At 69.0% G+C, this 12,600-nt stretch carries 13 protein-coding genes and 1 pseudogene; 9 read left to right on the plus strand and 5 right to left on the minus strand.

Annotation, left to right across the window (positions count from 1 at the left end; genetic code table 11):
* From G3O00_RS33210 to G3O00_RS33225, 4 genes and pseudogenes are all read left to right on the plus strand, one after another.
* Positions 1-167, plus strand: a pseudogene (locus G3O00_RS33210) (DUF1800 domain-containing protein); the annotation flags it as partial.
* Positions 164-1,327, plus strand: coding sequence for a DUF1501 domain-containing protein (locus G3O00_RS33215; RefSeq protein WP_206145523.1), 1,164 nt, complete (start codon positions 164-166; stop codon positions 1,325-1,327). The pseudogene G3O00_RS33210 and the gene G3O00_RS33215, both read left to right, overlap by 4 nt.
* Before the next feature lie 62 nt (positions 1,328-1,389).
* Positions 1,390-1,608: a YXWGXW repeat-containing protein gene (locus G3O00_RS33220; RefSeq protein WP_041493558.1), complete on the plus strand. Its 219-nt coding sequence runs from the start codon at positions 1,390-1,392 to the stop codon at positions 1,606-1,608.
* A 163-nt stretch (positions 1,609-1,771) separates the two neighbouring features.
* A complete protein-coding gene (locus tag G3O00_RS33225) occupies positions 1,772-2,170 on the plus strand; it encodes a lysozyme inhibitor LprI family protein (protein WP_174929492.1) in 399 nt (132 codons plus the stop codon).
* A gap of 107 nt (positions 2,171-2,277) precedes the next feature.
* Here G3O00_RS33225 and G3O00_RS33230 read toward each other — a convergent pair whose 3' ends face one another.
* The 3 genes from G3O00_RS33230 to G3O00_RS33240 all read right to left on the minus strand — a co-directional run bounded on the left by G3O00_RS33230 (position 2,278) and on the right by G3O00_RS33240 (position 5,608).
* On the minus strand, positions 2,278-3,471 hold the full coding sequence (locus G3O00_RS33230; RefSeq protein WP_206145524.1) for a tyrosine-type recombinase/integrase: 1,194 nt from the start codon (positions 3,469-3,471) through the stop codon (positions 2,278-2,280).
* Positions 3,472-3,565: 94 nt separating this feature from the next.
* Positions 3,566-4,321, minus strand: coding sequence for a glucose 1-dehydrogenase (locus G3O00_RS33235; RefSeq protein ID WP_206145525.1), 756 nt, complete (start codon positions 4,319-4,321; stop codon positions 3,566-3,568).
* A gap of 111 nt (positions 4,322-4,432) precedes the next feature.
* On the minus strand, positions 4,433-5,608 hold the full coding sequence (locus tag G3O00_RS33240; RefSeq protein WP_206145526.1) for a helix-turn-helix transcriptional regulator: 1,176 nt from the start codon (positions 5,606-5,608) through the stop codon (positions 4,433-4,435).
* A 239-nt stretch (positions 5,609-5,847) separates the two neighbouring features.
* On the opposite strand from G3O00_RS33240, the gene G3O00_RS33245 reads away from it, so the two are divergent.
* Positions 5,848-6,228, plus strand: a complete 381-nt coding sequence (locus tag G3O00_RS33245; RefSeq protein WP_206145527.1) for a DUF4377 domain-containing protein — start codon at positions 5,848-5,850, stop codon at positions 6,226-6,228.
* A gap of 9 nt (positions 6,229-6,237) precedes the next feature.
* Here the strand turns inward: G3O00_RS33245 and G3O00_RS33250 are convergent, their stop codons facing one another.
* Positions 6,238-7,626, minus strand: a complete 1,389-nt coding sequence (locus G3O00_RS33250; RefSeq protein WP_174929489.1) for a DHA2 family efflux MFS transporter permease subunit — start codon at positions 7,624-7,626, stop codon at positions 6,238-6,240.
* A 157-nt stretch (positions 7,627-7,783) separates the two neighbouring features.
* Between G3O00_RS33250 and G3O00_RS33255 the strand changes: the two genes are divergently transcribed.
* Entirely contained in the window at positions 7,784-8,644 is an 861-nt protein-coding gene (locus G3O00_RS33255) for a LysR substrate-binding domain-containing protein (RefSeq protein ID WP_011355014.1), read from the plus strand.
* Positions 8,645-8,744: 100 nt separating this feature from the next.
* Here the strand turns inward: G3O00_RS33255 and G3O00_RS33260 are convergent, their stop codons facing one another.
* Positions 8,745-9,095: a VOC family protein gene (locus G3O00_RS33260; protein ID WP_047903137.1), complete on the minus strand. Its 351-nt coding sequence runs from the start codon at positions 9,093-9,095 to the stop codon at positions 8,745-8,747.
* A 258-nt stretch (positions 9,096-9,353) separates the two neighbouring features.
* On the opposite strand from G3O00_RS33260, the gene G3O00_RS33265 reads away from it, so the two are divergent.
* From G3O00_RS33265 to G3O00_RS33275, 3 genes are all read left to right on the plus strand, one after another.
* Positions 9,354-10,493, plus strand: coding sequence for an LLM class flavin-dependent oxidoreductase (locus G3O00_RS33265; protein WP_011355016.1), 1,140 nt, complete (start codon positions 9,354-9,356; stop codon positions 10,491-10,493).
* A gap of 168 nt (positions 10,494-10,661) precedes the next feature.
* Positions 10,662-11,855, plus strand: a complete 1,194-nt coding sequence (locus G3O00_RS33270) for an acyl-CoA dehydrogenase family protein (protein WP_174929488.1) — start codon at positions 10,662-10,664, stop codon at positions 11,853-11,855.
* A 10-nt stretch (positions 11,856-11,865) separates the two neighbouring features.
* A partial coding sequence (locus G3O00_RS33275) for an FAD-binding protein (RefSeq protein ID WP_206145528.1) occupies positions 11,866-12,600 on the plus strand: 735 nt, incomplete at its 3' end.

The following is a 12,600-nucleotide window of genomic DNA, read 5'->3' on the forward strand; positions in this document are numbered from 1 at the left end:
AGCGGCTGGCCGCGCGCACGGGCGACCGGCTCGACCCGCGCACGCTCGGCAACACGCTGCTTGCCGGTTCGTTGAGCGCGCCGACCGCGACCGCGCTGTCGCGCGCCGAAAGCGCGACCACGTCGCTCGCGCTGCTGCTCGTATCGCCCGATTTCCAACGGAGATGACCATGGCTTTGTCCCGCCGACAATTTCTGAGCGTGGCTGCCGCCGGCGCAGGCGCGATCCTCGTTGCGCCGCGGATCGTGTTCGCGAACGTCGAGACCGATCGGCGCTTCGTGTTCGTGATCCAGCGCGGCGCGGCCGACGGCCTGAACATCGTCGTGCCGTATGCCGAGCCCGCGTATGCGTCGCTGCGCGGCCCGCTGGCGATCGACACGTCGGCCGCGACGCGGCTCGACGGCACGTTCGCGCTGCATCCGTCGCTCGTGCAGACCGCGCAGCTGTACCGCGACGGGCAGGCGCTGTTCGTTCATGCGATCGCGTCGCCGTATCGCGACCGCTCGCATTTCGACGGCCAGAACGTGCTCGAGACGGGCGGCCACGCGCCGTACCAGGTGAAGGACGGCTGGCTGAACCGGCTCGCCGCGCTGCTGCCGGCCACGCGCGAAAACGCGATCGCGTTCGCGCCGACCGTGCCGCTCGCATTGCGCGGCACCGTGCAGGCCGCGTCGTACGCGCCGTCCGGTTTGCCGGCCGCGCCGGACGACCTGCTCGCGCGCGTGTCGGCGCTCTACGAGGCCGATGCGCAGCTCGACCCGCTGTGGCAATCGGCGATGGACGCGCGCGGCCTCGCCGGCGATGCGCACGCGCGGCAGGACCCGGCGGGTGTCGGCAAGCTCGCCGCGACGTTTCTCGCGCGCGACGACGGCCCGCGCATCGCGATGATCGAGACGGGCGGCTGGGATACGCACAGCGCGCAGAACGCACGGCTCGCGAATCAGTTGAAGGCGCTCGACACGATGCTCGCCGCGCTGCGCGACGGGCTCGGGCCGGCATGGCAGCAGACCACGGTGCTGGTCGCGACCGAGTTCGGCCGCACGGCCGCCGCGAACGGCACCGGCGGCACCGATCACGGGCAGGCGTCGGTCGCGATGCTCGCGGGCGGCGCGGTCGCCGGCGGCCGCGTGATTGCCGACTGGCCGGGATTGAGGCCGGGCGACCTGTACGAAGGGCGCGACCTGAAGCCGACCGCGTCGCTCGACGCGCTGATCTCGGGCGCCGCAGCCGAAAGCCTGCGGCTCGATCCGCGCCGTACCGCGTCAGCGCTGTTCGCGGAAAGCGGTGCGACGCGGCCGATGAGCGGGTTGATTCGCGGCACCGCGTGACGCGCGGCGTTGCCGCTTCGGTGATGAATCCATCCACTACACAAAAGGGAGAATGCAAGATGATGAAGATCCGATCCGTTTCGCTTGCCATGCTGGTGACGGCCAGTGCGGCGCTGATGTCCGCCTGCGTGGTCGAACCCGTGCGGCCGCCGCAGCCGGCGCCCGTCGTCGAGGTACCGCCTCCAATGCCCGCACCGGGCTATCGCTGGGCGAAGGGGCATTACCGGTGGGCCGGCAATCACTGGGCGTGGGTGCCCGGGCACTGGGTGGGCGTGTACTGATCGAATGCGACGTACCGAGCGGCGAGGGTGCCGGGATGGCGAGCAACGGATTGAAATGCGACGCGCGTTGACCTAAGCTCGCGGGGCGCGGCGACGGGCATACCCGTTCGCCCGTCACGGCGAGCCGATTCGCGGCCGCCGTTTTCTTCGTTACGGCACCCACATGAAAGCATGGCTTGTTGCGCTGGCCGTCGCGGCCGGCATGACCGGCGCGCACGCCGCGTCGTTCAACTGCGCGAAGGCGTCCACGTTCGTGGAGCGCGAAATCTGCGGGAATCCGGCGTTGTCGCGTCTCGACGATGCGCTCAACGCGGATTACCAGCACATGCTCTACGACTTCAGCAACTATCCGGTCGAAGATCCGCCCGAGTACGAGCAGTTCATGGCGACGCAGAAGGCATGGCTGAAGGCGCGTAACCGCTGCACGACGACGCAGTGTCTGATCGACAGCTATCGCAAGCGTATCGACGTGATGTGCGGGCAGATCGATGTGCCGGAGAAAAGCGACCGCGCGAAATGCCGCAGCAACGGCGGCCTGGGCGGGCTCGAACTTGAGCACTGAGCACTGAGCACTGAGCACTGAGCACCGAGCACCGAGCACCGAGCACCGAACGCGAACGCGAACGCGAACGCGTTGCGCGAGCCGCGCCCCGTCAGATCGGTGCGCGCCTACCACCCGATCCGGTGCTTCTCCTCCGTCTCGCGATGCCGCCAGTCGTCGTCCGCGTGCAGGTACTGGCTCGTCGTCGTCAGCGACACGTGGCCGAGGTTGTCGCGCACGAGCCGCAGGTCGACGTGTCCGTCGGCCATATGCGAGCCCGCACTGTGGCGCAGCCAGTGCGCGGACGCCTGTTCGAGCACGCGCGCCTGCTGCTCGCCGGCTTCGCCGTTCGCGCGCAGCCGGTCGGCCGCGTGCCGGAACACCTGCTTTACGATCCGGTGCAGCGCCGCGCGCGTGAGCGGCTTGCGCGCCTGGCCAACCGGCAGCACGAGCGGCGTGGGTTCGCCGTCGGACGGCAAGGCGGGCAGGCCATGCGCGCGCCGGTAGCGCGACAGCTCGGCCATCATCTCGTCGGTGGCCGGCACGAGCCGCTGCCGGCCGCCTTTGCCCGTCACGTCGAGCCACCAGCGGTCGCGCCCGTCCGCGTCGCGCCGGCAGAAGAACTGGCCCATCGTCGTATCGGCCGCTTCGGTGATGCGCAGCCCGCCGAGATACAGCAGCGTGAACAGCCAGCGCGCGCGATCCGCATGGAAGCCCGCCCGCGTGTCGTCGCGCGGCATCGCGGCGATCGCATCCTTGACCGACTGCCACAGCGGCTGCCCGAGATGGCGCGTTATGCGCGGCGCGGGCCGGCGCTGCCGCTGCCGCGACAACGCGAGCGGATTGCCGGCCAGATAGCCGGCCTGCACGAGCCACGAGAACATCACGTTCAGGATCACCAATGCCTGCCGCTGGCTGGCCGCCGACAGCGGCCCGTAGAACGGCCGCCAGCGCGGATCGTCGCGCGGATGCTTGCGCCCGCCGTTCGCGCACCACAGCTCGGCCGGCGCGGGCGCGAGCAGGAACTGCCGGTAGACGACCAGATCTTCGTGCGTGAGCGACGACAGCGGCTTGCCGCACGCGATCACGGCCCACAGCAGCAGGCGTTCGGCTTCCTTGCGGTAGTTCTGGAACGTGGTCGGCGTATCGACGAAGCGGGCGAGCCACGCACGCACCGCGTCGAGGTCGTTGGTCGCGGCAATCTGCGGATGCGCGCTGTTCGAGCGGTTGGTGCCCGTGCGTCCGTCGAGCGCGGCCGGCACGGTCAGCGCATCGATCGGCAGCGGGCGCAGCGCGGTGTCGGACGGAACGGGTGAGGTCATGCGAAGCGGAGGGCGCTGTGCGGATCGTTTGCACGTGAACGGGCGGACGAACGCAGCGCGATCAAGCATATCGGGAAGCGCCGATGGTACACGATCACCACACGGTAAATCCGCCGTCGACGGCGATCGCCTGACCGGTGACGAAGCGCGCGGCGGGCGAGCACAGCCACATCACCGTTTCCGCGATGTCGCGCGGCTCGCCGAGCCGCGCCATCGGCGTGGCTTGTGTCAGTCGCGCCATGTCGTCGCGGTTTTCCGGGCGGTCGGTGATTGCCGTATGGGCGATGCCGCCGGGGCACACCGCATTCACGCGGATGCCGCGGCTCGCATAGTCGATCGCCACCGATTTCGTGAGGCCGATGACGCCGCTCTTCGATGCCGAATACGCGGAGAGCCCCGGCCCGCTGACAATCCCCATGATCGACGACGTGTTGACGATCGCACCGCCGCCGAATGACAGCATGTGCCGGCATTCGTGTTTCATGCACAGCCACACGCCTTTCAGGTTCACGGCGATCGTGCGATCCCATTCGTCCTCGTCGAATTCGGCGACGGGCGCGCCGCGCGGCGCGATGCCGGCGTTGTTGAAGGCGATGTCGAGACGTCCGAACGTGGCGACTGTCGTGTCGATCGCATCGCGCACGTCGTCGGCGCGCGAGACGTCGGTGCGCAGCACGATCGCCCTGGCGCCGGTGCGCTCGATCGCGTGCGCGACGTCTTCGGCAGCGGACACGACGGTGTCCAGCAGCGCGACCTGCGCGCCGGCTTCGGCGAAGCACAGTGCGGCCTGTCGTCCGATGCCGGTCGCCGCGCCGGTCATGACGGCAACTTTTCCAGCGAAGCTTTCCATGTCTGTCTCCTGTGGCGCTGAGTGGAGAGACAGGTTAGGCGGCATGCGCCGGTGCTTCGACGTTGAAACGGACTAGGCGGATTCGATGGCAGGGCCGTCGTCACGAATGCCTCACCCCAGCGACAGCACGCTGTTCAGCAACGTCCTGACGAGCGTCGCCTGCCGCGTGACGCCCGTCTTCGAAAAAATCGCGCGCAGATGCGAGCGCGCGGTGTTCTTGCTGATCGCGAGTTCGTCGGCGGCTTCCTCGAGCGTCTGCCCGTTGACGAGCGCGAGTGCCAGCGCGGTTTCGGCCGGCGTGAGGTCGAACAGCTTGCGTACGATGTCGTGCGACGCCTGCGACTTGCGCTCGGCATCGCGGATGAAGATCGCACACGCCGGCCGGCGCGGATTGTCCTCCGACCATTCGCTGAGCGGCACCGCGCGGATCAGCACGCCGAGCGGCGGCTTGCCGGACGGGCGCGGCACGGCGATCGCCTGCGCGACCGACGGCGCGCCGCCCGCGCGTTCCGAAAGCACCTGCCGGATCAGCTTCTGCAGCTTGCGATCCTCCAGCGGATACGACGCTTCGAGCGCGTCGCCGCGCACACGCAGGCCGTCGCATTCGGCGAAGATCTCGTCCGCGACGCAATTGGTCTTCATGACCGTGCCGCGCTCGTCGAGGATCGCGGTGGCGACGAGCATGCGGTCGATCGTGCTCGCGTACAGCGTGCGCTCGGATTCGACCATCCCGAACTTCGCGTGCAGCCGCACCGCGCGCTTCAGGTGCGGCAGCAGCGCATTGCAGACGGCCTTGTCGGTCGCCGAAAATGCGCGGTCGCGATGCGAGCGGCACACGCGGAAACGGCACTCGATGCCGTCGGGCGTGCGCAGGTCGGCGCCCATCAGGTGCCCGACGTCGAACGGCTCGAGAAACTCGCGATACATCGCGCTGCTGCGCCAGACGCCGACGCCGAGCAGCTCGTCGACGGTGACGACGCGATCGCTCGGCAGGTTCACGAACGGATCGAGCGCGTAGTAGTAGGTGTTGTACGACGCGACGCCCGACAGCGGCGCATTCTGCCCGGACGCATTGATCATCAGCCCCGCATGGCCGCTGGCGGGCCAGCGCAGGATCATCGTCACGTAGTTCGCGTGCAGGTGGACGCGGATCTGCTCCAGTGCGCCGCCCCACGGCACGTCTTCGAGCGGGCCTTCGTAGATTGTCGTGAGTAATGCGTCGAACTGCTCGAGCGTCAGTTTCGATTGGGCAAGGTGCGGCGGCAGGGCCGCGGGCGCCGTGGTCATTCGGGTTGTCTCCTGTTGCGGCCACCGGGTCGACCGGGCGTGATTCGGCCCCGTCGCCCGGTGTGCGCGGGCGAGCCGCCGGCGGCGATGCGCGCGGCTGAACCGGATCACGGTAACGTATCGGCTCGCGCGCGACATCCCACGAATGAACGTGGCGGATCGCTTTCTGTAAGCTATTTGTGAACTTTCTCGCTGAGGGGGCCTCTAATCGGCCCTCAACGCTTCCTGAGGAACATCAGATGATTCGCCCATCCAGAACGCTGCTCGGCGCGGCCGTCATTGCCGGTAGCACGCTCCTCGCCGGTTGCCAGACCGACGCCGTCGCCACGTCGCCGAACGCGGTGCGCCCGGCCGACAGCAAGCCGGTGACCAAGACCGTGTATGTCGCGCCGCAATCCGCGCGCTGCACGGGCGTCGCGCCGATGGAGTGCCTGCAGGTGCGCAACAGCCCCAACGAGCCGTGGAGCCTGTGGTACGCCGGGATCGAAGGTTTCGCGTACCAGCCCGGCTACCTGTACACGCTCGAAATCGACGAATACCACGTTGCGCAGCCGCCGGCCGACGGTTCGTCGATCCGCTGGGTGCTCAAGCGCGTCGTCGAGCGCCGCCAGGCGAACTGACGGCCGCGCTCACGCGGACGGGCGCGCTGCCGCACTGGCCGGCGGCGCGGCCGTATCGATCCGCCGGAACACGACGGACGACAGCAGCGTCACCACGCCCATGCACGTGAACGACAGCATGAACCCGTGCGCCATCGAGCCCCAATAGGCGGCAAACAGGTTGACGAGGCCGCCGCCGATCGACACGCCGAGCCCCATCGCCAGCATCTGCATCATCGTGAACAGGCTGTTGCCGCTGCCGGCGTCGGCATGCGACAGCCCCTTCAACGTCACGCCGTTCATCGCCGCGAACTGCATCGAGTTCGCTGCGCCGAACACGATCAGCAGCGCACCTTCCAGTAGCGGCGCGGGCCGCGCCGACACCAGCGCGAACCCCGCGATCGCGCACCCGACGATCCCCGTATTCACGACCAGGAACGCGGCATAGCCGAACCGCTTCACGAGCGGCGCGATCCAGCGCTTCGCGATGACGCCCGCGATCGCGGCCGGCAGCATCATCAGCCCCGACTGCAGCGGCGTATAGCCGAGCTGCACCTGCATCAGCAGCGGCAGCATGAACGGCACCGAGCTCGTGCCGATCCGGCACAGCAGGTTGCCGAGCAGCCCCGAACCGAAGTTCGGCTCGCGGAACAGCCCGAGCCGGAACAGCGGCTGCGCGCGCCGCCGCGCGTGCGGCAGGTAGGCAAGCGCGCTTGCCAGCCCGAGCACGGCGAGCCCAGCCGCCCACGCGGCGCGATGCGCGGGCATCGGCGGGTCGATCGCGAGCGACAGCGCGATCATCGCGACCGACAGCAGCGCACAGCCGATGAAATCGAACGGCGGCGGCTGTTGAGCCTGGTCGTGCGGCAGGTAGCGCTGTACGGCCAGGAAGCCGACCACGCCGACCGGCACGTTGACGATGAACACCCAGTGCCACGAAATCGCCTGCGTCAGCCAGCCGCCGAGCGTCGGCCCGACGATCGGCCCGAGCTGGCCGGCGATCGACACGAACGCGATCGCCGCGACGTATTGTTCGCCCGGCACGCGGCGCAGCACGGCGAGCCGCCCGATCGGCAGCAGCATCGAGCCGCCGATGCCTTGCAGCGCGCGCGCGGCGACGAGCTGGCCGAGCGTATGCGATGCCGCGCAGCCGATCGATGCCAGCACGAACACGAGAATCGCGAGCGAGAACACGCGGCGCGTGCCGAACCGGTCGGCCAGCCAGCCCGACGCCGGCGTGAGCATCGCCATCGTCAGCGTATAGACGACCACGACCGGCTGCATCGCGAGCGGCGACGCGTGCAGGCTTTGTGCGATCGAAGGCAGGGCGGTGTTGACGATCGTCGTATCGAGCGACTGCATGAAGAATGCAGCGGCGACGATCCAGAGCAGCGCGGAGTGTGTGGGTTCCCGGGACATGGCGAAATCGGTGGTGCAAAGGCCGGCGCGGGTGGCGTCTCGCGCGGTTGCGCGGCGCCTGCCGGTCTTCAAGCGCACGATGGTACCGATTCCGATGGTCATCGGGAAGCCGCCTGAAGACGTTGACTGTCATCGGCAATGCCGATGACAATTCGCCATGCTCAATCCCGTCTGGCTCAACACGTTCGCGATCGTCACGAACTGCCGCAGCTTTACCGAAGCAGGCCGGCAGCTCGGGCTCAACCAGTCGAGCGTCAGCGAACACATCCGTCGTCTCGAAGAGAGCGTCGGCCGGCGGCTGTTCGTGCGCGACACGCATTCGATCGCGATGACGGCCGACGGCGAGGCGCTGCTCGTGCATGCAAACGTGATCCTGCAGGCGCTCAACCGCGCGGAATCGCAGTTCCGCAAGCCGAGGCTGCAAGGGCTGGTGCGGCTCGGCGCGCCGGACGACCTTGCACTCGTCGCGTTGCCGGATGTGCTGGCCGGGTTTCGCGCCGCGCACCCGGACGTCGCACTGGAGATCACCACCGGCATGACGAGCCGGCTCTATGAAGGGCTGGATGCGGGCGCGCTCGACCTAATGATCGGCAAGCGGCGGCTCGGCGAGCGGCGCGGCACGCCGCTGCTACGCACGCGGCTCGAATGGGTCGCGCGGCCCGGCACCGTCGTCGATCCGGAGCGGCCGCTGCCGCTCGTGCTGGTGGCCGAGCCGAGCGTGACGCGGGCGATCGTCCTGAACGCGCTCGCGGAGAAGGGGATCGGCTGGGAAGTCGTGTGTTCGAGCAGCAGCCAGCCGGGCTGCATCGCGGCCGCACGCGCGGGGCTCGGCCTGACCGCGACGTCGCATTATCTGTCGACGCGCGGGCTTGCGCCGCTGGTCAACGGCGACGCGCTGCCCGTGCTGCCCGACATCGAATTCATCGCGCTGGCCGCGAAGCGGCTCAGCCAGCCGGCGCGCACGCTGCTCGAATTGCTGGAAGCGAGCGACCTGAGCACGCCGGGCGCGGACGCGTAACGGCACCGTTACACGCACGGCACCCGCACCCCGCGCCCGCACCCGGCGCCCGCACCCACGCCCGCACCCACGCCCACTCCCACGCCCACGCCGCGTGCCGTCATGCGGACCGCTTCTGCGAAATCACGAGCAGCGCGCCGTTCTTGTCTTCCAGCACCGCGCGGTATTCGTGCGGCCCGGCCTGCACGGGCACGCGCACCGACGCGCCGGCCTTCACGACACGCGCCATCGCCGCATACAGGTCGTCGTCCTCGTCCACGCGCAGCGTGAGCGCCGCGCGCTCGACGATCTGCTCGTCGCCCGCGACCAGCGCGATCGTCAGCGGGCCGCCGTCGAGCGCGCAATAGCGGTCGCCGTCGCGGAATTTCACGTTCAGGCCCAGCCCGTCGACGAACAGCGGCAACGCCGTGTCGATGTCGTCGACCGGGTACAGCAGCATCGATACCTTCATTCCCTCTCTCCCTTGTCGTTGGTCGGTGCGCGCAACGCGCCCGCCGTTCGATGCTAGCGCGCCGTTCGCGCGCTCACGCAGTCCGATCGGATGACGGTGAAACCCCTCTGTCCCCGCAGGCGCGCAGCTACTCCGAACAGATGATGCCCGCGCCAGCCGGCGCGCCGACACTTCCATTCGTGGACCGTCGCGCTTCGTCCGTATCGTGCGGGCGAGCTGCACGACCCGACTCGTCCAACAACCATGGAGACGCACGCAATGAAGTTTTCCCTCATCTACGAAGCCCAGACCACCGACGCATCGCGCGAGGGCGACCACCGGGTGTTCAAGGAAACGGTCGAACAGGCGCTGCTCGCCGAGCAGGTCGGCTTCGACACGATCTGGTGCGTGGAGCACACGTCGCTGACCAACTATGCGCACATGAGCGCGCCGGAAACCTTCCTCGCCTACCTGGCCGGCCGCACGACGCGCATCGGCCTCGGCCACGGCGTCGTGTGCCTGCCGCCGGCGATGAACCACCCGATCAAGGTCGCGGAGCGCGTCGCGCTGCTCGACATCCTGTCCGGCGGGCGCGTGCACTTCGGCGTCGGCAAGGGCGGCAGCCAGCAGGAAGCCGGCGCGTTCGGCTACGACCTCAACGAACTGCAGCCGATGATCGACGAATCGATGTACCTCGTGCCGAAGATGTTCGTGCAGGACGAGATCGAGCACGACGGCAAGTACATCAAGATTCCGAAGCGTCCGATCCACCCGAAGCCGTTCCAGGATCCGCATCCGCCGATGTACCTCGCGTGTACCAACACCGACGCGCTGCTGCGCGCCGGCCAGCGCGGGATGGGCGCGCTGGTGCTCGGTTTCGGCGGCCCGGACGAAGTCGCGAAGAAGAACGCGGTGTACCGCGAAGCGTGGGCGAACCGCAAGCCGGAAGACCAGGTCGGCTTCCGCCCGACCCAGCACCTTGCCGCCCTGTGCCCGACGGTCGTGATGGCCGACGGCCAGGCCGCCCGCAAGATCGGCATCCGCGGCCAGCGCTACTTCATGGAATCGCTCGCGTACTGGTACACGGGCGGCGAGCGTCCGGACCCGGCGAAGTGGGGCGACGACCTCGTGCAGGCCGACACCGGCGAGATGGTGATCCGCTCGCGCTTCGCCTCGGAGGAAGTCGTCGTGAACTTCGCCGATCCGGCGCTTGCGATGATGAACCCGAACCACGCGTACGGCACGGTGGACGACTGCATCGGCTATGTCGGCCGCCTGCAGGAAGCCGGCGTCGACGAGGTGCTGTTCCTGTGCCAGATGGGCACGGTGCCGCACGAGGCGCAGATGGAGACGATCCGCAACATCGGCGAGCACGTGATCCCGTTCTTCAACAAGGAGAAGGAGCGCGCCTGCGCGTGATGCACCGGGCCGCGCCCGTCGTCCCGTCCGGTCGGACGATGCGGCGCGGTCGTGCGAAGCCGACCATCGGTGGTGGCGAGCATCGCCCGCGGCCAGGCCGCGCCGAACAACTTTGAACGAGAGCGGGGCACGCGCCGCGGCGCATCACCCGCTTCACAGGAGACATTCGTGCATCGCGACAACGATTCGAACGCACTGGCCGCCACGCTGATCGCCCGGGCCGAGGCACTGGCGCCGACGCTGGCCGGCCGCGCCGCGCAGGCGGAAGCGCAGGGCCGCATCCCGGCCGAGACGATCGCCGACATGCAGGCCGCCGGCTTCTTCAAGGTGCTGCAGCCGAAGCGCTACGGCGGCTACGAGCTCGATCCGCAGGCCTTCTTCGACATCCAGATGGCGCTGGCGCGCGGTTGCATGTCGACCGCGTGGGTGTACGGCGTCGTCGGCGTGCACAACTGGCAGCTCGCGCTGTTCGACGAGCGCGCGCAGCAGGACGTGTGGGGCAACGACCCGGCGACGCTAATCGCGTCGACCTACATGCCGGTGGGCCGCGTGACGCCGGTCGACGGCGGCTTCCGCCTGTCGGGCCACTGGAAGTTCTCGAGCGGCAGCGAACTGTGCGAATGGGTGTTCCTCGGCGCGCTGGTGCCGGCAGCCGTTGCCGGCCAGCCGCCCGAATACCGCACCTTCCTGCTGCCGAAATCCGATTACCGGATCCAGCAGGACTGGGACGTGCTCGGCCTGCGCGCGACGGGCAGCCACGACATCGTCGTCGACGACGTGTTCGTGCCCGCGTACCGCACGCACAAGGCAATCGACGGGATGATGGGCACGAGCCCGGGCCTTGCCGTCAACGATGCGCCGCTGTTCAAGCTGCCGTTCGCGCAGATCTTCGTGCGCGCGGTGTGCACGTCGTGCATCGGCGCGCTGCAGGGCGCGCTCGACGATTTCACCGGCTATGCGGCGACGCGCGTGTCGGCCAACAGCGGCGCGAAGACGACCGACGATCCGGGCGCGCAGAACGCGTGCGCGAACGCGGCCGTCGCGATCGACGAGATGCAGGTGCTGCTCAAGCGCAATTTCGCGGAACTGATGGCGTCGGTCACCGGCGGCCCGGCCGTGTCGATCGAGCGCCGCGTGCATTTCCGCTACCAGTCCGCGCAGGTCGCCGAGCGTTGCGCGCAGGCGGCGAACGCGTTGCTGCGCTATGCGGGCGGCAACGGCATCTATCACCGCAATCCGCTGGTGCGCCGCTTCCTCGACCTGCATGCGGCCCGCGCGCACTACGCGAACAACGTGGACCGCTTCGGCCAGAACCTCGGCGCCGTGATGCTCGGCCGCGAGAACACCGACTTCTTCATCTGACGGAGACGCGATGAACGACCCGCAAGCACAGCAATACGTGTTCGACGTGGTGGTCGTCGGTTCGGGCGCGGGCGCGCTGCTCGCCGCGTGCCGCGCGGCCGACCGCGGCCTGTCCGTCGTCGTGATCGAGAAGACGGCGCTGTACGGCGGCACGTCGGCGGTCTCGGGCGGCGGCATCTGGGTGCCGTGCAATCACCATATCGCCGAGCTGGGCGTGACCGATTCGCGCGAGGCCGCGCGCGGCTACATCGAAGCGTGCGTGGCCGGCGAATCGACGCCCGAGAAGATCGACACCTATCTCGACCGCGCGCCGGAGATGCTGCGCTACCTGGAGTCGCAGACGCCGGTGCGTTACCAGTCGCTGCCGAAGTACGCGGACTATTTCCAGAAGGTGCCGGGCGCGATGCCGGGCTACCGCGCGCTCGATCCGATGCCGTTCGACGGGGGGCTCCTCGGCGACGAATTCGACCGGCTGCGGCCGGCGTCGCCCGGCACGCTGATCGGCGGGCGCGTGGCCGTGACGTCGAAGGAGGCGCACACGCTGTTCTCGCGCGGCCCCGGCTTCATGAAGCTCGCGATCGCGCAGTTCGGCCGCTACTGGCTCGATATCGGGATGCGCCGCCGCACGCGGCGCGACCGGCGCCTGACGCTCGGCAATGCGCTGATCGGCGGGCTGCGCCGTGCGCTGCTCGACCGCAACGTGCCCGTGTGGCTCGACACGCCGATGCGCGACCTGCTCGACGTG

Source organism: Burkholderia sp. Ac-20384 (assembly GCF_017104605.1).
Taxonomy (GTDB): Bacteria; Pseudomonadota; Gammaproteobacteria; order Burkholderiales; family Burkholderiaceae; genus Burkholderia; species Burkholderia lata.

What these genes read in the sequence shown, in the direction of transcription:
- G3O00_RS33215 (WP_206145523.1), top strand. Translation starts at nt 164, where the DNA reads ATGACCATGGCTTTGTCCCGCCGACAATTTCTGAGCGTGGCTGCCGCC.
- G3O00_RS33220 (WP_041493558.1), top strand. Translation starts at nt 1,390, where the DNA reads ATGAAGATCCGATCCGTTTCGCTTGCCATGCTGGTGACGGCCAGTGCG.
- G3O00_RS33225 (WP_174929492.1), top strand. Translation starts at nt 1,772, where the DNA reads ATGAAAGCATGGCTTGTTGCGCTGGCCGTCGCGGCCGGCATGACCGGC.
- G3O00_RS33230 (WP_206145524.1), bottom strand. Translation starts at nt 3,471, where the DNA reads ATGACCTCACCCGTTCCGTCCGACACCGCGCTGCGCCCGCTGCCGATC.
- G3O00_RS33235 (WP_206145525.1), bottom strand. Translation starts at nt 4,321, where the DNA reads ATGGAAAGCTTCGCTGGAAAAGTTGCCGTCATGACCGGCGCGGCGACC.
- G3O00_RS33240 (WP_206145526.1), bottom strand. Translation starts at nt 5,608, where the DNA reads ATGACCACGGCGCCCGCGGCCCTGCCGCCGCACCTTGCCCAATCGAAA.
- G3O00_RS33245 (WP_206145527.1), top strand. Translation starts at nt 5,848, where the DNA reads ATGATTCGCCCATCCAGAACGCTGCTCGGCGCGGCCGTCATTGCCGGT.
- G3O00_RS33250 (WP_174929489.1), bottom strand. Translation starts at nt 7,626, where the DNA reads ATGTCCCGGGAACCCACACACTCCGCGCTGCTCTGGATCGTCGCCGCT.
- G3O00_RS33255 (WP_011355014.1), top strand. Translation starts at nt 7,784, where the DNA reads ATGCTCAATCCCGTCTGGCTCAACACGTTCGCGATCGTCACGAACTGC.
- G3O00_RS33260 (WP_047903137.1), bottom strand. Translation starts at nt 9,095, where the DNA reads ATGAAGGTATCGATGCTGCTGTACCCGGTCGACGACATCGACACGGCG.
- G3O00_RS33265 (WP_011355016.1), top strand. Translation starts at nt 9,354, where the DNA reads ATGAAGTTTTCCCTCATCTACGAAGCCCAGACCACCGACGCATCGCGC.